We start from the raw sequence: 17,228 nt of genomic DNA, 5'->3' as shown, positions 1-17,228 counted from the left end.
TCGCAGTCCGGTCAAGCGTGGCGGCGCCTGCGCCTGCGGTCAAAGCCGGTTGAGACGCCGCGCCGCGCGCCACAGGTCGAGCTGGGTGCGCCACGCCGCAGGTCGTGGCTCCGACAGGGGCGCCCGCGCGGCAAGGCGCAGGGATCGCGCCGCCACCACCGCCGGCAGGAAGGCCGTGCGCGCCTCGGCCGCGACGCCGGGAAGGTGGCGCATCATTTCGCCATGCGCCGCGAGGCCGTGGGCTGCGACCGCGGCCGCTGCCGCCGCGGCACCCTCCGGCAGGCGGCCTGCGGTCATGGCGGCATCCTGCGCCTCGCCGGTCGCCTCGCGCCAGGCGGTGGTCGGCACCAGGGTCACGCCGCGGGCGAAGCGGCGCGGCACGCTCGCCGCCACGTCCGCCGCGGCGAGGACGACGCCGGCATAGCCCGCAGCGGTGGCGGCCGTGCGCGCGGCGGCGAACCCGCCCGCCTCGCCGAGCGCGCTCACCGCCAGCGCCATAGCGCCGAGCTGCACCAGCGCGCCGTGGGATTCGCCCGCGTAACCGTCGAACGCGGTCCAGTCCTCCAGCGGGTCGGCGTAGAGATCGTGAATGAAGGCCTCGCTGACGGCGCACAGGGTCTCGTGCGGCCAGCCGTAGAGCCGCGCCCCTTCGCGCAGCGCGTCGACCAGCGGGACGGAGCGGCCGGCGCCGAAGCCCTCGTCGCGGATCGCGTCGCGCCACCATTGGAGGCGGATCTCGGCGGCCATCGCCTGCGGCACGGTTTCGACGATACGGTGGAGTTCCAGCCGGTAGGCGGCGAGGGCGTGGAGCGCGGGCCGGGCCGCGTCCGGCGCGAAGAGGGCGGCGAGCCAGGCGGTGCGGTCGCCCGAGCGCACGTCGTCGGCAAAGGCGCCCGGCATCATCGCGGCCGGGGGGCCGGCCCTGTCGGTCGGGGCCACGGCGGCCCCGTCAGTCGATCGCCAGGAGCGCGGCGGCGACGCGGCGCTCCTCGGCGATCATCACGTTGAAGGTGCGCACCGCGGCGCCGGTGTTCATGGTGTCGAACCTGACGCCCATGGCCCGCAGCGCGCCCGCGGCCGCCGGATCCAGCGGGAAGGGCACCGCGCCGACGCCGATCAGAAGAACGTCGATCTCGCCGGCCTCCTCGCCCACGCGGGCGAGGCTGTCCGGCGTGATGCCGTCCGCCGTCTCCGGCGCCCAACCGTAGATGCCGGAGGGCACGCACAAGAGCGAGCCCCGGTGGCTCATCCCGGCGAAGCGGAATCCGCCGTTGCCGTAGGCCTCGATCGGCGCACGGCCGGGGAAGTGCGCGTCGCGGATGACGATCCCGTTCATCAGGCCGCCGACGGCGCTGCCTTCTCGGCCTCGTCGTCGTCCGCATCGCCGTCCTTGCCGCCGCCGGCACGGCCGGGCCGCAGGTTGAGCGAGATGAGAAGCGGCGCCGCGATGAAGATGGACGAGTAGGTGCCGACGACGATGCCCCAGATCATCGCGAAGGTGAACGAGGCGATGACCTCGCCGCCGAACGCGAACAGTGCACCCAGTGCGAGCAGCGTGGTGATCGACGTCATCAAGGTGCGCGACAGCATCTGGTTGATCGACAGGTCGATCAACTCGGCCATCGGAAGACGCTTGTAGCGCCGCAGGTTTTCTCGCACGCGGTCGTAGACCACCACGGTGTCGTTCAGCGAGTAGCCGACGATGGTCAGCACCGCCGCGATGGACGAGAGGTTGAAGTCCATCTGCGTGGCCGAGAAAAGGCCGATGGTCAGCACAACGTCGTGCATCGTACACAGCACCGCGCCGATGGCGAAGTGCCACTCGAACCGCAGCCAGATGTAGATCATGATCGCGAGCAGGGCGACGACGACGGCGATGAGACCGGCCTGCGCCAGCTCACCCGACACGCGCGGCCCGACGACCTCGACCCGGCGGAAGTCCGCGTCGTTGCCGTAGAGCTCGCGAAGCTGGATCACCGCGAGCTGCTGCGCCTCCTCGCCGCCCGGCTGCTCCTCGACGCGGATGAGAACGTCGGTTGCTTCGCCGAACTCGACGATCTGCACGTCGCCGAGCCCGAGATTGCCGACCTCCTGGCGGATTTCCGAAATCGGCCGCGGCTCGTGGAAGCGAAGCTCCACCATGGTGCCGCCCTGGAAGTCGATGCCGTAGTTCATCCCCACCAGCGCGAACAAGGCGAGGGAGAGGACGCACGCGATCGTCGAGGCGATCATGGCCGGCACACGCCAGCGCATGAACGCGATCTTCGTGTCGTTCGGGAGTGACAAACGCTTCATGGCTTACACCGGCACTTCGGTCGGACGGCGACGGCGGACCCACAGCGCCACGATCAACCGCGTGAACAGGAAGGCCGTGAAGATCGTCGTCAGGACGCCGATCGCCAGCGTGACGGCGAAGCCGCGCACGGGGCCAGACCCGAGTTGGAAGAGGATCACCGCCGCGATCAGTGTGGTGATGTTGGCGTCGAGGATGGTCGACAAGGCGCGGCTGAAGCCGGCGTCGATCGCCATGATGGGACTGCGTCCGGCGCGTCCCTCCTCGCGGATCCGCTCGTAGATGAGAACGTTCGCATCCACCGCCATGCCGATCGTCAGCACGATGCCGGCGATGCCCGGCAGGGTCAGCGTGGCGCCCAGCAGCGACAGAAGCCCCAGGATCATGACGACGTTGACGACGAGGGCGACGTTGGCGAACACGCCGAAGAGGCCGTAGACGGCGACCATGGACACGGCGACGAGGACGGCGCCGACGATGCCGGCGATCTCGCCCGCGGCGATGGAGTCCGCACCGAGGCCGGGGCCGACGGTCCGCTCTTCCACCAGGGTCAGCGCCGCCGGAAGCGCACCGGCACGCAGGAGGATGGCGAGGTCGTTCGCCGTCTGCACGCTGAACGAGCCGGAGATCTGGCCCGCACCGCCGCAGATCGCGTCGCGGATCACCGGCGCCGAGACGATCTCGTCGTCCAGCACGATGGCGAAGGGGGTGCCCACATTGCGCGTCGTCACGTCGCAGAAGCGGCGCGCGCCCGAGGTGGTGAGCTGGAACGTCACCACGGGTTCGTTGGTCTGCTGCTGGAAGGACGGCTGCGCGTCGGTCAGGTCCTCGCCGGTGATCAGCGGCACCTCGTCGACGACGTAGGGCGCGCCCGGCTCGAACTCGTCTTCCTCGGACGTCATCAGCAGCATCCGGCCCGCCGGGGCGCGGCCGCGCTGCAGCACCTCGTTCGGGTTCACCGAGGTGTCGACGAGGTGGAAGGTGAGTTGCGCGGTGGTGCCGATCAGCCCTTTGAGCTGCTCGGGATCGCCGCCCGGCGCCTCGACGAGGATGCGGTCCTCGCCCTGGCGCTGAATGTTCGGCTCGGTGGTGCCGAGCTCGTCGACGCGGCGGCGCACCACCTCGATCGACTGGTCGACGATGGAGCGCACGCGCTGGGCGAGGCCTTCCTCGGTGAAGGCGAGGCGCATGGCGCCGTTCTCACCCTCGGAGAAGGCGAACTCGTTGACGCCGCCGGACCCGAACACGCCCTGGCCGAGCGGGTTGGTCATGCCGGACAGACGCTCGCGCGCCTCGGCGATGCGCTGGGTGTCGCGGATGCGAACGTCGACCCCGTTGCCGGAGATGCCGAGCCCGGTATAGCCGATGCGCGGCTCCTGCAGCAGCGCCTCACGCACGTCGTTGGTGACGGTGGTCAGGCGCGACTGGATATAGTCTTCCTGGTCCACCTCGTAGAGGAGGTAGGCCCCGCCCTGCAGATCGAGCCCGAGCACGATCCGCTCTTTCGGCATCCACGACGGCAGCGCCTCGACCCACGACCGCGGGACGAGGTTCGGAATCACCGCCAGAACGCCAAACAGCACGGCGAGGACGATGAGAACCGTCTGCCAGCGTGGAAAATGCAGCATCAGTCGTTGGCCGCAGCTGCCGGTTCGGGCTTGGCGCGCACTTCGGTGATCGTCGAGCGGACGACACGGACCGGCTCGTTGTCACCGAACTTGATCTCGATCTCGTTGTCGTCGACCACCTTGGTGACCTTGCCGATGAGCCCGCCGGCGGTCACCACCGTGTCGTTGCGCTTCAGCGCGGAGACCATCGCCTGGTGCTGCTTCATCCGCTGCCGCTGGGGACGGATGATCAGGAACCACATGATGACGAAGATCAGCAGGAAGGGCGCGAGCTGGACGATGAAACCGGCGCCGCCGCCTGCGCCGCCGGGAGCTTGCGCGAAGGCCTCTGTGATGAACATTGCGAACCTTATGAACGGATGGCCGGGATGGTCGAAACGCCCGGCTTTCGGGTTTTGCCGGAGTTAGACGTTCCGGCCCAGGATTGCAACGCGGGCGCATGAGGCTGCGCCATTTGTGCCCGCCTGGCGGCCCCCGTCGCGGCCGCGCCGAAGCCCGCCGCACTGCGCCGGCCCGCCGCCTTCCCCCGCTCCCTTGCCCAGCCCCTTACCCCACCTCTTGCCCAGCCCCTTGCATTGCCGGGTCCAGCCGCCGGACGGTTGATCCCGGCGCCGCAGCCGTTATGTGGGGCCGGTTCAGGTATGATCGGTCGAGGCGAGGCCCGTTGGGTCGTCCCGCCGGTTCCGGTGGAGGAGAAGACACAAGGTGGCAGTGGCAACCCTGGCGCTCGGCGGCAATCTCGGTGACCGGCACGCGATGCTGGATCGGGCGGTGGACGCGCTGGGCCGCCTGCCCGCACGCATCATCGCCCAGTCCGGCCGGCACGAGACGCCCGCCCTCTTGCCCGCCGGCGCCCCGGACGATTGGAATATCGCCTATCTCAACGCCGTGGTGCAGGTGGAGACGCATCTGTCGCCGGGAACGCTGCTGGCGCGCATCAAGGGCATCGAAGCCGCCCTCGGCCGCCGGCCGGGCCCGCGCTGGTCGCCCCGCGTGATCGACATCGACATTCTCGCCATGGACGACCGCGTCGTCACGACGGACCGGCTGACGGTGCCTCACCCCGAAATCGCCAACCGCGGCTTCGTCCTCATCCCCTGGGCGGAGATCGACCCCGATTGGCGCCACCCGCTCACCGGCCGCTCGGTCGCCCAGATGCTGGAAGCCCTGCGCGCCGACGCCTGAGGGCCGACGCCTGAGGGCCCGCGGCGGAGAGCCGGCGCCTGAGAGTAGTCTCACCCAAAATTCAAGGAAGCCCCCGATGACGAAGATCGTCGGCATCATCAACGTGACGCCGGATTCCTTCGCCAACGCCGTCTCGCGGCTGGCGCCGGAGGCCGCCATCGCCGAAGCCGCGGCGCAGATCGAAGCCGGCGCGGACATGCTCGACATAGGCGCCGAATCGACGCGGCCGGGCGGCGCGCCGGTCACCCCGGCCGAGGAGTGGGACCGTCTCGCCCCGTGCCTGCCCGAAATCATCCGCATGGCCCACGCCGCGGGGCGCGAGGTGAGCGTGGACACCCGCAACGCCGCGACGGCCGAGCGCGCGGTGGCGGCGGGTGTCGACGTCATCAACGACGTCGGCGGGGGCGCCGCGGACATGGCCGCGGTGATGGCCGCCAACGAGGCCCGCCTCGTCATCATGCACGCGCTGTCGCTCCCCGTGGTGCGCGGCGAGACGCTGCCGCCCGAGACCGACATCATCGCCTATCTGACGAGCTGGTTCGGCGCCCGGCTGGACGGTCTGGCCGCCGCCGGCATCCATCCCGCCCGCGTCATCCTCGACCCCGGCATCGGTTTCGGCACCACGCCGCGTCACGCCTTCGAGATCGTCTCGCGCCTCGCCGAGCTGCGCGTCCTCGGGCGGCCGCTCTACGTGGGCCATTCGCGCAAATCCTTCCTCGCCGGGGCGAGCGATGCGCCGGCACCCGAACGGGACGACGTCACCCTCGCGGTGTCGGGCGTCCTCATCGCCGCCGGGGCGGACTTCATCCGCGTTCACAACGTCGCCCGCCACGTCGCCCTGCGCGCGCGGCTCGCCGTTCCGGGCGGCCCCGGCTGAGGTCCGGCCCCATGCGGCTCTGAAGGCGCTGATATCCCCGCTCGAGGCGCACAAAAGCCGTGGCGGATGCGAAACGACTGTGGCATGTGGGGCCATGGCGCACGACACAATCCTCATCGTTGATTTCGGCTCTCAGGTCACCCAGCTCATCGCGCGGCGCGTGCGGGAATCGGGTGTCTTTTCCGTGGTCGCCCCGTTTCACGAGGCGGCGGCGGCGTTCAAGCTGCACAGCCCCAAGGGGGTGATCTTCTCCGGCGGCCCGGCCTCCACCCATATGGAAGGCTCGCCCCGCGCGCCGGAGGAGGTGTTCGGCGCCGGGGTGCCGATCATGGGCATCTGCTACGGGCAGATGGCGATGACAGAGCAGCTCGGCGGCCGTGCCGAGGCGAGCGACCACCGCGAATTCGGCCGCGCGGCGATCGAGGTGGTGGGGCAGAGCCCGCTGATCGAGGGCGTGTGGTCGCCCGGCGAGACGCACACGGTGTGGATGAGCCATGGCGACCGCGTTGTCGAGCCCGCGCCGGGGTTCGAGGTGGTGGCGCGCTCGTCCGGCGCGCCGTTCGCGCTGATCGCCAACGAGGAGCGCCGCGCCTACGGGCTGATGTTCCATCCCGAGGTGGTGCACACGCCGGACGGTGCGCGGCTGATCGAGAATTTCGTGCGCCGCATCTGCGGTGCGGGCGGCGACTGGACGATGGCCGCCTTCCGCGAGGAGACGATCGACGCGATCCGCAAGCAGGTGGGTGACGGCAAGGTCATCTGCGGTCTGTCGGGCGGTGTCGATTCCACCGTGACGGCGGTGTTGCTGGCCGAGGCGATCGGCGACCGTCTGACGTGCATCTTCGTCGACCACGGCCTTCTGCGCGAGAACGAGGCCGAGCAGGTCGAGGCGATGTTCGCCGGCCGCAACGACGTCATCTTCAACAAGGTGGACGCGGCCGACCTCTTCATCGACGCGCTGGAGGGGGTGACCGACCCCGAGGTGAAGCGCAAGACCATCGGCCGCCTCTTCGTCGAAGTGTTCGACAAGGAGGCCCAGGCTGTCGGAGGCGACTTCCTGGCCCAGGGCACGCTTTATCCGGACGTGATCGAGAGCGTTTCGCCGACCGGCGGCCCCTCGGTGACGATCAAGAGCCACCACAATGTGGGCGGCCTGCCGGAGAAGATGGGGCTGAAGCTGGTGGAGCCGCTGCGGCTTCTCTTCAAGGACGAGGTGCGGGCGCTCGGCCGCGAACTCGGCCTGCCGGAGACCTTCGTCGGCCGCCATCCCTTCCCCGGCCCCGGCCTCGCGATCCGCTGTCCCGGCAAGGTGACGCGCGAGGGGCTGGCGGTGCTGCGGCGGGCGGATGCGATCTTCATCGAGGAGATCCGCGCGGCGGGGCTCTACGATCACATCTGGCAGGCGTTCGCGGCGCTTCTGCCGGTGGAGACGGTCGGCGTGATGGGTGACGCGCGCACCTACGAGAAGGTGCTGGCGCTGCGCGCGGTGACGTCCACGGACGGCATGACGGCGGACATCTACCCGTTCGACATCAACTTCCTCGGCCGGGTGGCGGCGCGCATCGTCAACGAGGTCCGCGGCGTCAACCGCGTGGTCTACGACGTGACGTCGAAGCCGCCGGGCACGATCGAGTGGGAATGAGCGGCGCCTGACGGCGCTCGCGTCCCCGCGAGACATTCACGCACCTCGGGTCCGCTCTGCCTGATCGCTGGAGCCGGCCGTCGCACCCAACCCTTGGCGAAGCCGGGAACCCTTGCCAAGGAGCCGCAGGCCGGCTTTAGCCGCTTGTCCTTGGGAAGGGTTCCCGGCTTCGCCACGTGGTGCAGGGGCGATGGCCGGTTCCGGCGATCAGGCGGTCCCTGATCGTTGGTGAGTGCCCGAGTCCGCCGGAGGCTACAGCGCTGCGGCCCGGCTCAGGCCTCGAAATCCAGCACAATCGGTCCGGTCCCGTCGTCGCGGCGGGTGATGCCGCGGTAGTCGGGCATCTGATGATGGGGCGTCGCCATGGGTGCGGCGTGGGTGGCGGTGATGACCACCACGGCGGCGCCTGCGGCCTCGCCGGCGGCGATCCCGGCCTGGGAATCCTCGAACACCAGGCAGCGGGCGGGATCGGCGCCGAGGCGGCGTGCGCCGAGAAGGAAGCCGTCCGGGGCCGGTTTGCTGTTGGGGGTGTCCTCGGCGGTGAGGAGGACCGGCGGCAACGGCAGCGCGGCGGCGGCGATGCGGCGCTCGGCAAGGGCGCGCCCGGCGGAGGTGACGACCGCCCAGCGATCTTCGGGAAGGCCCGCCAGAAACGCGGCGACACCGGGGATCGGGGCGATCCCGCCCGTGTCTTCAAGTTCCATCGCGGTGATTTTGGCGGCCTCGGCGGCGTGATCGACCCCGGCGGGGGCGAAGCGGCGCACCGACTCGATCGTCTGCATGCCGTGGATCTTCGGCAGAAGGGCGTCCGCGTCGAGGCCGTGGCTCTCCATCCAGCGGCGCCACACGCGGGCGGTGGCGGCAATGGAGGTGAGGATGGTGCCGTCCATGTCGAACAGCAGCGCGTCGAAGGGGCGCAGAAGGCTGTCCGGCCGGCGCGATGCGGTGGTGGTCGGTTCGCTCACGCCACCACCGTCTTTCCCTTGGCGGACACGTCATCGGAGCGCACGTCGCGATCCGGCGCCGTGCGGCCGGCCGCGGGTCGATAGGGTGAGGGGCGCTCGGTCATCGCGATCCTGTCGTGGTTCGTGACCGCCGCTTTAGCACGCCGGGAGGCGGCGCGCCTCTCCGGAGGCGGATGGCAGAGCTGCCGGCGGGCTCGGCTCAGGCGGCTGCGGCCGGTTCGGCCCTCTCGCAGCAGAGGGCGCGCAGGATCGCCTCGGGGTCGATGGGCTTGGCGATGAAGGTGACGTCCTCGCGCGCACAGGCATCGCGCGTTTCGCGGCTGCGGTCGGAGGTGATGAGGCACGCGGGGACGGGACCGGCGAGGGCGCGCAGGTTGCGGATCGTCCCCAGCGCACCGGCGACATCGTGGTGGCGGGCGGCGACGACGACGGCATCGGGCGTGATGCCGATCTCATCCAGAAGCGCCATCGCATCCTCGCCGGAGGGTGCCTCCAGGGTCGTGAGGCCCCAGCACTCCATCAGGGCGGTGAGGGCCTCGCGGGTGGCGACCTGCGGGTCGATCAAGAGGGCGACGCGGCCGGAAAGGTCGAACAGCGGCTCGGTGCGCTCCTGATCGTCGACGGGCTCGATTCCGCGGGCGGCGGCGTAGGCGCTGACGGAAAAGCAGGTGCCGCGCCCTTCCACCGAGACGAGGTCGAGCCGGTGGCGCAACAGGTTGCAGGCGCGCTCGACGATGGCGAGGCCGAGCCCCATGCCCTCGCTGGCGCTGGCGGTCGCGTTGAGGCGGCGGAACTCCTTGAAGACGTTCTGGCGCTGGGACAGGGGGATTCCGGGCCCGGTGTCGTGAACCTCGACGCGCCACAGGGGACCGGCCCGGCGGGCGCCGATGAGCACCTTGCCGCGGGAGGTATATTTCACCGCGTTGGCGATGAGGTTCTGGAGCACCCGGCGGAACGTCTTCGCGTCGGTGCGGATGACGCCGGAGGAGGGCACGACGCGCAGGTCCAGCCCCTTGCGGGCGGCGAGCGGCCCGAACTCGTCGGCGAGCTGTCGCATCAGCGCCGAGAGCGACACGGTGGTGATGTCGAGCGTGGTGGTGCCCGATTCCAGGCGCGAGATTTCGAGAAGCGCGTCGAGGATCGATTCGACGCTGCCGAGCGCGCCCTGCGCCTTGCGGGCGACGTCGCGTACGTTGACCGAGCCGGGGTCCGCCTCCAGCGCGGAAAGGTAGAGCTTGGCGGCGGACAGAGGCTGCAACAGGTCGTGGCTGGCGGCGGCGACGAAGCGCGACTTGGTGGCGTTGGCGCGTTCGGCGGCGGCGACGGCCTCGCTGAGCTCGGCGGTGCGCTCGGCCACGCGCCGTTCCAGGATCTCGTTCGCCTCGGTGGTGACACGCACGGCCTCGCGCTCGGCGGTGACGTCGGTGAAGGAGACGACGAAGCCGCGGCCCGGCATCGGCTGGGCGGAGACGGCGAGGGTGGTGGGGCCGCAACGCGCGTCGAACATGATGCCGGAGGGGGGCGTGCCGCCTTCGGTCCATTCCAGAAGGCGCACGAGGCTCTGGCCGCGCGAGCCCGGCGCGTCGCGCAGCATGCCGGCGAAGACGGTGGCGAAGGGAACGCCTAGCCACAGCCGCGTGATGGGGATGGCGAGGAGCTCGGACACGCGGGTGTTCCAGCCGACGAGCCGGGCCTTGGCGTCGAAGATGCACACGCCCTGGGTGATGTGCTCGAGCGTGGCGTGGATGATCCGGGCCTGATCGTCCAGCAGGCGTTCGCGCTCGCGCCGCTCGATGCGGATGATGTCCGACACGTCGGTCTGCAGGATGACGGTGCCGCCGGCGGCGGTGCGGTGCTCGCTGACCTGGATCCAGCGCTCCCCGGCGAGGCGCACGCTGAAGTTCACGTGCTCGTCCTTATGACGGGCGCGGCGGTTGGCGGCCCAGGTGGCCGGCGTTTCGCCCGGCGGCAGGGCGAGCTGCGTGCTGGCGGCGATGAGGTCGACATAATCGTCGAAGCTGATGCCGGTGGTGAGGCGCAGCTTCACGTCGGCGATGGTGGCGCAGAAGCGGCTGTTGAACATGAGGAGCCGGTCCTCGGCGTCGAACAGGCCGAACCCTTCCTTCACGGTCTCGATGGCGTTGGCGAGGTCGCTCTGGGCCCGGCGCGCGGTCTCGGTCGCCTTGGCGAGGCGGGCGTTGGAATCGTTGAGGAGGTCCAGCGCGCGGTTGAGGTCGCAGGTGCGGGCGCGCACCTCCTTCTCCAGCCGGGCCGAGCGCTCGAACTGGGCGTAGGCGGCGCCTGAGCCGGTGGTGGACTGCTCCACCCGGCGCATCAGCGCGCTGGTGATCTTGAGCAGCTTCTCGTAGCGCACGTCGAGCGGCGCGTCGGGGTCGAGGCTGGTCTCGATCATGGCCGGTTCCCCATCACATTGCGGCCGGCGGGTAGATGGCGACGCCGGTCAAGGTCTGGTTCACGTGGAGGCCGTTGACCTGCTCTCCGTAGCTGGAGAAGCCGACCACGCGATAGGCGGAGAACAAGGCGCAGATGTCGGCCATGAGGCGTTTCTCCTCCGCTTCGCGCCGGCGCAGGATGCAGTCGGCGGCGAGGATGATGTCCGGCCGGCCGCCGGTGCTGAGCGTGGCGAGTTCTCCGGCGAGATGCTCCACCATCGGCTTGGCGTCGGCCAGGGTGAGGACGAGCCCCTCGTCGATGGCGCTGAGGAAGACCAGTTCACCCGTCTCCGTGACGCCCTGGATGGCGCGGACATAATGTTGCCCCCCCATTCGCACGACGACGGGGTGGGCGGCAAACGTGAACTGGTTGAGCTGCTCCGGGTCCTTGCCGAGGATGCGGGCATATTCGCGGGCGGCGGGCTCTGCGTTGATTTCGCGCACCAGGCGGCGCTCGGGGTCGGCCTCGGTGACGACCATGCGGGTTCCGGTGGGGCGCAGGTGGTCGGTCTTGAACACCTTCACCCCGCAAGCGGTGCGCACCAGGGCGAGGACGGCGCCGCTCGTCAACGTACGGCCGCCGGCGGAGACGAGGGTGCGCCGGAAGTCCGCGCCGTCGCCGGCGGAGCCGCCGAAGACGGGCGTGGAACCGAGCGCCATGGAGAGGAGGGCCATCAACTGGTCCTCCATGCGCGACAGCCCGTCCACCATCAGGAAGCCGAACTCCTGGGGGAAGATGGCGTGGGCGTAGGCGAGTTCGGCACGGCTCGCGGTGATCTCGTCGATCAGCGCGTGATGGGAGACGCGGGCGAGGTCCTCCACGACGACGAGCGTGACGGCGAAGAGGGCGCTCGGAAAGCCGACGGCGACGATCGTGCCCTCGGCATAGCCATCGTCGGCGATTTCGCCGGCGGTGGTGCATGCGATGACTTCGGCCGGCCCGAAGGCCAGACGCGCCTCTTGGACCGTCTTTTCAAAGTCGGTCTTGGGCGAAACGAAGAGAGCGACCAGCGCGAAAGGCCCGTTCCCCAGCCCGCTTTTGAGGCGTGCGATGGGATGAGGCGCGTCACACCTGACGTGCGCTCGTGAAACGGACCGTTCCCGGGTCGACGGACCGATGGCCGCGTCCACGGTGTTTCCTCACTCAGACTTTGAACGTCTTCTTTTGTTCAAAGTCTAAGCGTTGTCTGATCCGTCGCGCAAGTGGAGGGCTGTGCCGGCTTCGCGAGCGAGGAGAACGGCTTGGGTGCGGTTCTGGACGCCGAGCTTGCGCATGATCGCTGTGACGTGCGCCTTCACCGTGGTTTCGGCGATGGAGAGGTCGTAGGCGATCTGCTTGTTGAGCTTGCCTTCGCACATCAGGTCGAGGATGCGGCTTTGCTGCCGGGTGAGGCTGCCGAGCTTGGTGGCGAGACCGTCGGCCTTGCTGGCGGCGGTCTGGGCGAGGAGCAGCGACTCTTCCGGAAAGTACCGCTCTCCGCGGGAAATGGCGTCGAACGCCTCGCGAAACACGTCGCGCGGGCTGTGTTTGGGGACGTAGCCGACGGCGCCCATGCGCACGGCGGCGGCGATGACGCGCGCGTCCGTCACCGAGGAGACGATGAGGACGGGGGTCGCCGGGGCGAGGGATTTGAGGCGGGCGAGACCGTCCATGCCTTCGATGTCGGGAAGCTGCAGGTCGAGCACGATGACGTCGACCTCGACCCCGTCGCCGATCAGCCGGGCGGCGTCCTCCAGCCGGTCGGCCGTGGCTACGGCGGTTATGCCGCAGGCGGCCTGGAGCGTCATCGCGAGGGCATCGCAAAAGAGGGGATGATCCTCGACGATGAGGGCGGAGGCGTAGGGCGCGCGTGCGGGTGTCAGATCTGGCGAAGGCATCACAGTCATCGGGCGGACCCCTTTTTGGGCCTCGAACAAACGGTATCGGGCGGTGCGGTCACGACAGGCCAGACGGTGCGCACGCCATCCAATTCCCCTCTTAGTCGCGCAACGCCGACGAGGACATGCCGGAACGACACCCCGGACTATCGGCCTTCGGCGGGAGGTGCCGAAATGAGACGTTCGTCGTAACGTCGTGAAATTGCGGCGATGGGCGGGGAGAAGGGGGCGAGCCGGTGCCCGCTCGGTCGGCCGTGATGGTGACGAAATTGCCGGATTTGCGCAAGCGCGATGAACGAGAGTGCCGGATGGGCGCTGCACCCGTCCGCACGCCCCGCGCACCGCGGGTGAGGCCTCGCCGACGTGTCCGACCATTGTCTCAGGGAGGAATGCTTGCAGCGGGGCGGACGGTCTCTGTAAGTCTGGGACTTAAGTCGCAGACACGTTGCTGTGAGGCGCGTGCTGCGGTCGAGGAGGCAGTCGAAGGACGTGGGCGATGCGATGGGCGAGTGAGGCCGCGACGGACCGGGAGCTCCGGCCATGAAGGCGCTCGTCGTCGGCGCGGCGGCCGGCGGGGGCCTGCCGCAGTGGAACTGTGCCGCGCCCAACAGTGCGAGCTATTGGCAGGGCGCGCCGATCCATCCGCCGCAGACGCAGTCCTCTCTTGCGGTGAGCGCGAACGGTGAGGATTGGCTTCTCATCAACGCCTCGCCGGACCTGCGAAGCCAGATCATCGCCCGGCCGCAGCTTCACCCGCGCACGGGCGGCGCGCTGCGCAATTCGCCGATCGCGGCGGTGCTCCTCACCAACGGCGATCTCGACCACATCGCCGGCCTTTTGACGTTGCGCGAAAAAGAGCCCTTCACCCTCTTCGCGACCGAGAGCATCCTCGGCGTTCTGGCCGCGAACCCGGTGTTCGACGCGCTCGACCCCGCTGTGGTGACCCGCTCGCCGCTTCACCTCGGGACGCGCTACGAGCTCCTCCCCGGCCTCTCCGTCACGCTTTATGCGGTGCCCGGAAAGGTGCCGCTCTTCATGGAGAAGGGCGAGGTGGTGACCGACCTCGTCGGCGAGCAGACGGTGGGGCTCGCGATCAGCGACGGGCGGGCGACGCTGCACTATATCCCAGGGTGCGCCTCGGTGGACGACACGCTCCGCGCCCGCGTCGAGGGGGCCGAGGCGCTCCTCTTCGACGGGACGCTCTTCACCGACGACGAAATGCAGCGCGCCGGCGTCGGCACCAAGACGGGCAAGCGGATGGGACACATGTCCGTTTCCGGCCCGGACGGGTCGATCGCGGCTTGGGCGGGCACGCCGGTGACGCGGCGCGTCTTCGTTCACCTCAACAACACGAACCCGCTGTGGCGCGACGGGCCGGAGCGCGCCGAGGCCGAGGCCGCGGGCTGGGAGATCGGTCACGACGGCATGGAGTTGACCTTATGAAGATCCTGTCACCGGACGAGCTCGCCGCGGCGCTGAAACAGATCGGCGCGGAGCGGTACCACAATCTGCACCCCTTCCACCGGCGCCTTCACAGCGGTCAGTGCACCATCGACGAGGTGCGGGCCTGGGCGCTGAACCGCTATTGTTATCAGCGCATCATCCCGTTCAAGGACGCGGCGATCCTGGCGCGGATGGACGATGTGGAGCTGCGGCGGATCTGGCGGCAGCGGATCATCGACCATGACGGCGAGATCGGCGATGCGCCCGAAGGGGGCCTGCGCCGCTGGCTTGCGCTGACCGACGGGCTCGGCTTTACGCGCGCCTACGTGCAGTCGATGGAAGGTGCGCTGCCGGCGGTGCGCTTCGCGTGCGACGCCTACGTCCACTTCGTCGCCGAGCGGACGCTGCTGGAGGCGATCGCGTCGTCGTTGACGGAGCTGTTCTCGCCGCAGATCATCTCCGAGCGCGTCTCGGGCATGCTGAAGCACTACGATTTCGTGGACGAGAGCGTGCTGCGCTATTTCGGGCACCGTCTGTCGGAGGCGCCGCGCGATGCGGAGTTCGCTCTCGACTATGTCTGCACCCATGCGCGCACGCCGGAGACGCAGCGGGCCGCGCTGAAGGCGCTGGAGTTCAAGTGCGGCATGCTGTGGGCGCAGCTCGACGCGATCGAGCACGTCTACGTCAACGACAATCCGTGCCCCGGCGCCTGGCGCCCCGGCATCGGCATGGCGGACTGACGCACCCGCAACACACCACGTCGCGCGCCCACAGGTCCGGCCCCGCCTAGCCTGACCGTTGGAGCCTGCCGTCGCACCCAACCCTTGGCGGAGGCGGTGGTGCGCCCGCAAGGAGCCGCAGGCCCGCCAGAGGCGGCTTGTCCTTGCGGGTGTGCCGCCGTCTCTGCCACGCGGTGCAGGGGGGACGGCAGGCTCCGGCGGTCAGGCGGGCCCTGACCGTAGGAGGGTCCCGAGCCCGCCGGAGGCTTCGGCGCTGCCGCCCGCTAAGGCCGGTCGGCGAGCACCAGGGCTGAGCCGCGCTCGGCGATCATCGCTGTCGGCGTGTTGGTGTTGCCGGAGGTGATCGTCGGCATGATGGAGGCGTCGATCACACGCAGGCCCTCCATTCCGCGCACCTTCAGGCGGGGGTCGAGGACCGCCATCTCGTCGTGGTCGGGCCCCATCTTGGCGGTGCCGACGGGGTGGAAGATCGTCGTGCCGATGTTGCCGGCGGCCACGGCGAGCGCCTCGTCGTCGTCACCGACCTCGGGGCCGGGAAGATATTCGGCCGGCTTCAGCGAGGCGAGGGAGGGCTGGCGCATCAGGCGGCGGGTGACGCGGATGGCGTCGGCGGCGACGCGGCGATCATCGTCGGTGGAGAGGTAGTTGGGCGCGATCAGCGGCGGCGCGGCGGGGTCGTCCGACGCGAGGCGGATCGTGCCGCGCCCGGTCGGCCGCAGGTTACAGGCGCTGACGGTGATGGCGGGGAAGGTGTGCAGCGGGTCGCCGAACTTGTCGAGCGACAGGGGCTGCACGTGGAACTGGATGTTGGCGCGCGCCTGTTGCGGGTCGGAGCGGGTGAAGATGCCGAGCTGCGAGGGTGCCATGGTGAGCGGGCCGCGGCGGCGGAAGGCATAATCGAGCCCCATCAAGGCCCGGCCGAATAGGTTGTGGTAGGTCTCGTTCAGCGTCTTGATGCCGGTGACGGTGTAGATCGCGCGCTGCTGCAGGTGGTCCTGCAGGTTGGCGCCGACACCGGGGCTGGCGAGGACGGTCTCGATCCCCGCCTCGGCGATCCAATCCGGCTTGCCGATGCCGGAGAGCTGCAGGATCTTGGGCGAGTTGACGGCGCCTGCGGACAGGATCACCTCGCCTTTGGCGCGCACGGTGTGGGTGCGCCCGTCCTTGATGAAGGTGACGCCCGTGGCGCGCCCGTTCTCGACCACGACGCGCTGCACCTCGACGTGGGTCTCAAGCCTGAGGTTGGGGCGTTTGAGGGCCGGTTTGAGGAAGCCGCGGGCGGACGACCAGCGGCGGCCGAGCTTCTGGTTGACGTGGAAATAGCCCGCGCCCTCGTTGTCGCCGGTGTTGAAGTCGGGCGTTGCGGGGATCCCCATCTCGATCGCGGCGTCGCGCACGCGGTCGAGGATGTCCCACCGGAGGCGCGCGGCCTCGACGCGGAAACCGCCGCCGATGCCGTGATGCTCCGAATCGCCCAGGAACGAGTCCTCGATGGAGCGGAAGGCGGGGAGCACATCCGCCCAGCCCCAGCCGGGATTGCCGAGGTGGCGCCACCCGTCATAGTCGGCGCTCTGGCCGCGCATGGCGACCATGGCGTTGATGGCCGACGAGCCGCCGATGACCTTGCCGCGCGGGTAGGCGAGGGAGCGTCCGTTGAGGCCGGCCTCTTCTACGGTGCGGTACATCCAGTCCGAGCGCGGGTTGCCGATGGCGAAGAGGTAGCCGACGGGGATGTGGAACCAGATCCAGTTGTCCTTGCCGCCGGCTTCGAGGACGAGGACGCGGCTCTTGCCGTCGGCGGAGAGGCGGTTGGCGACGATGCAGCCGGCGGTGCCCGCGCCGACGACGATGTAGTCGTACTCCCCGTCGATGCTCATGCGCGGATTGCTGCGGGACGGATTGCTGTGAGGCGGATTGCCGCGGGGCGCGCCGCAGCGGGGCGCGCTGCTGCCGGCCGGGCGGGGCGCACCGGGTGTGGCGCGCGGGTGAAGTGGTTCACGTCGTCCTCCCTGGCCGCGTTGAGGGCCTTGTTCTTATGGGGCGCTGCGGCGGGGCGGGTGCCTCGCATGGCCGCGCCCGCATCATCCGATTCTCAACCTTATCAATCAACTGGTCGGCGAATTT

The 17,228-nt window shown here is 69.8% G+C and carries 14 protein-coding genes and 1 pseudogene; 5 read left to right on the top strand and 10 right to left on the bottom strand.

Annotation, left to right across the window (positions count from 1 at the left end; translation table 11 throughout):
• Positions 1 to 39: 39 nt before the first annotated feature.
• The 5 genes from BIX52_RS01340 to yajC are packed head-to-tail and all read right to left on the bottom strand — an operon-like array spanning position 40 to position 4,262.
• On the bottom strand, positions 40 to 939 hold the full coding sequence (locus BIX52_RS01340) for a squalene/phytoene synthase family protein (RefSeq protein WP_139312690.1): 900 nt from the start codon (positions 937 to 939) through the stop codon (positions 40 to 42).
• 10 nt (positions 940 to 949) lie between these two features.
• Complete coding sequence (locus tag BIX52_RS01335; protein WP_075219216.1) at positions 950 to 1,336, bottom strand: Mth938-like domain-containing protein; 387 nt, start codon at positions 1,334 to 1,336, stop codon at positions 950 to 952.
• Positions 1,336 to 2,295 (bottom strand): protein translocase subunit SecF, encoded by a 960-nt coding sequence (gene secF, locus BIX52_RS01330; protein ID WP_075219215.1) that lies wholly within the window; start codon positions 2,293 to 2,295, stop codon positions 1,336 to 1,338. The genes BIX52_RS01335 and secF overlap by 1 nt, the downstream gene beginning before the upstream one ends.
• A 3-nt stretch (positions 2,296 to 2,298) precedes the next feature.
• On the bottom strand, positions 2,299 to 3,921 hold the full coding sequence (gene secD, locus BIX52_RS01325; protein ID WP_075219214.1) for a protein translocase subunit SecD: 1,623 nt from the start codon (positions 3,919 to 3,921) through the stop codon (positions 2,299 to 2,301).
• On the bottom strand, positions 3,921 to 4,262 hold the full coding sequence (yajC, locus tag BIX52_RS01320) for a preprotein translocase subunit YajC (RefSeq protein WP_075219213.1): 342 nt from the start codon (positions 4,260 to 4,262) through the stop codon (positions 3,921 to 3,923). Before yajC ends, secD begins: the two co-directional genes overlap by 1 nt.
• A gap of 364 nt (positions 4,263 to 4,626) precedes the next feature.
• Here yajC and folK point away from each other — a divergent pair, with 364 nt between their 5' ends.
• From folK to guaA, 3 genes are all read left to right on the top strand, one after another.
• Positions 4,627 to 5,106, top strand: a complete 480-nt coding sequence (folK, locus tag BIX52_RS01315) for a 2-amino-4-hydroxy-6-hydroxymethyldihydropteridine diphosphokinase (protein WP_075219212.1) — start codon at positions 4,627 to 4,629, stop codon at positions 5,104 to 5,106.
• 76 nt (positions 5,107 to 5,182) lie between these two features.
• Complete coding sequence (gene folP / locus BIX52_RS23575) at positions 5,183 to 5,983, top strand: dihydropteroate synthase (protein WP_075219211.1); 801 nt, start codon at positions 5,183 to 5,185, stop codon at positions 5,981 to 5,983.
• 94 nt (positions 5,984 to 6,077) lie between these two features.
• Entirely contained in the window at positions 6,078 to 7,625 is a 1,548-nt protein-coding gene (gene guaA, locus BIX52_RS01305) for a glutamine-hydrolyzing GMP synthase (protein WP_075219210.1), read from the top strand.
• A 272-nt stretch (positions 7,626 to 7,897) separates the two neighbouring features.
• On the opposite strand, the gene BIX52_RS01300 is transcribed toward guaA, so the two are convergent.
• The 4 genes from BIX52_RS01300 to BIX52_RS01285 form a co-directional block, all read right to left on the bottom strand.
• The gene (locus BIX52_RS01300; protein ID WP_205647668.1) at positions 7,898 to 8,590 is read right to left on the bottom strand and encodes an HAD-IA family hydrolase; all 693 of its coding nucleotides are present in this window, start codon (positions 8,588 to 8,590) and stop codon (positions 7,898 to 7,900) included.
• Positions 8,591 to 8,789: 199 nt separating this feature from the next.
• Positions 8,790 to 11,003, bottom strand: a complete 2,214-nt coding sequence (locus BIX52_RS01295; protein ID WP_075219209.1) for a hybrid sensor histidine kinase/response regulator — start codon at positions 11,001 to 11,003, stop codon at positions 8,790 to 8,792.
• A 13-nt stretch (positions 11,004 to 11,016) separates the two neighbouring features.
• Positions 11,017 to 12,174: an FIST N-terminal domain-containing protein gene (locus BIX52_RS01290; RefSeq protein ID WP_208990372.1), complete on the bottom strand. Its 1,158-nt coding sequence runs from the start codon at positions 12,172 to 12,174 to the stop codon at positions 11,017 to 11,019.
• Between the two features lie 45 nt (positions 12,175 to 12,219).
• Positions 12,220 to 12,930, bottom strand: a complete 711-nt coding sequence (locus tag BIX52_RS01285; RefSeq protein ID WP_075220073.1) for a response regulator transcription factor — start codon at positions 12,928 to 12,930, stop codon at positions 12,220 to 12,222.
• A gap of 531 nt (positions 12,931 to 13,461) precedes the next feature.
• On the opposite strand from BIX52_RS01285, the gene pqqB reads away from it, so the two are divergent.
• Together pqqB and pqqC are read left to right on the top strand one after the other, a co-directional pair.
• Complete coding sequence (gene pqqB / locus BIX52_RS01280; protein WP_075219208.1) at positions 13,462 to 14,364, top strand: pyrroloquinoline quinone biosynthesis protein PqqB; 903 nt, start codon at positions 13,462 to 13,464, stop codon at positions 14,362 to 14,364.
• A pseudogene (gene pqqC / locus BIX52_RS01275) lies at positions 14,361 to 15,095 on the top strand (pyrroloquinoline-quinone synthase PqqC); the annotation flags it as partial. The gene pqqB and the pseudogene pqqC, both read left to right, overlap by 4 nt.
• Positions 15,096 to 15,367: 272 nt before the next feature.
• Here pqqC and BIX52_RS01270 read toward each other — a convergent pair.
• Positions 15,368 to 16,981: a GMC family oxidoreductase gene (locus BIX52_RS01270; RefSeq protein ID WP_075219206.1), complete on the bottom strand. Its 1,614-nt coding sequence runs from the start codon at positions 16,979 to 16,981 to the stop codon at positions 15,368 to 15,370.
• Positions 16,982 to 17,228: the final 247 nt, after the last annotated feature.

It is taken from the genome of Acuticoccus yangtzensis (assembly GCF_001927245.1).
GTDB lineage: Bacteria > Pseudomonadota > Alphaproteobacteria > Rhizobiales > Amorphaceae > Acuticoccus > Acuticoccus yangtzensis.
Note: the sequence above shows the minus strand (reverse complement) of the source record. Positions and strands in the feature narration are given on the sequence as shown.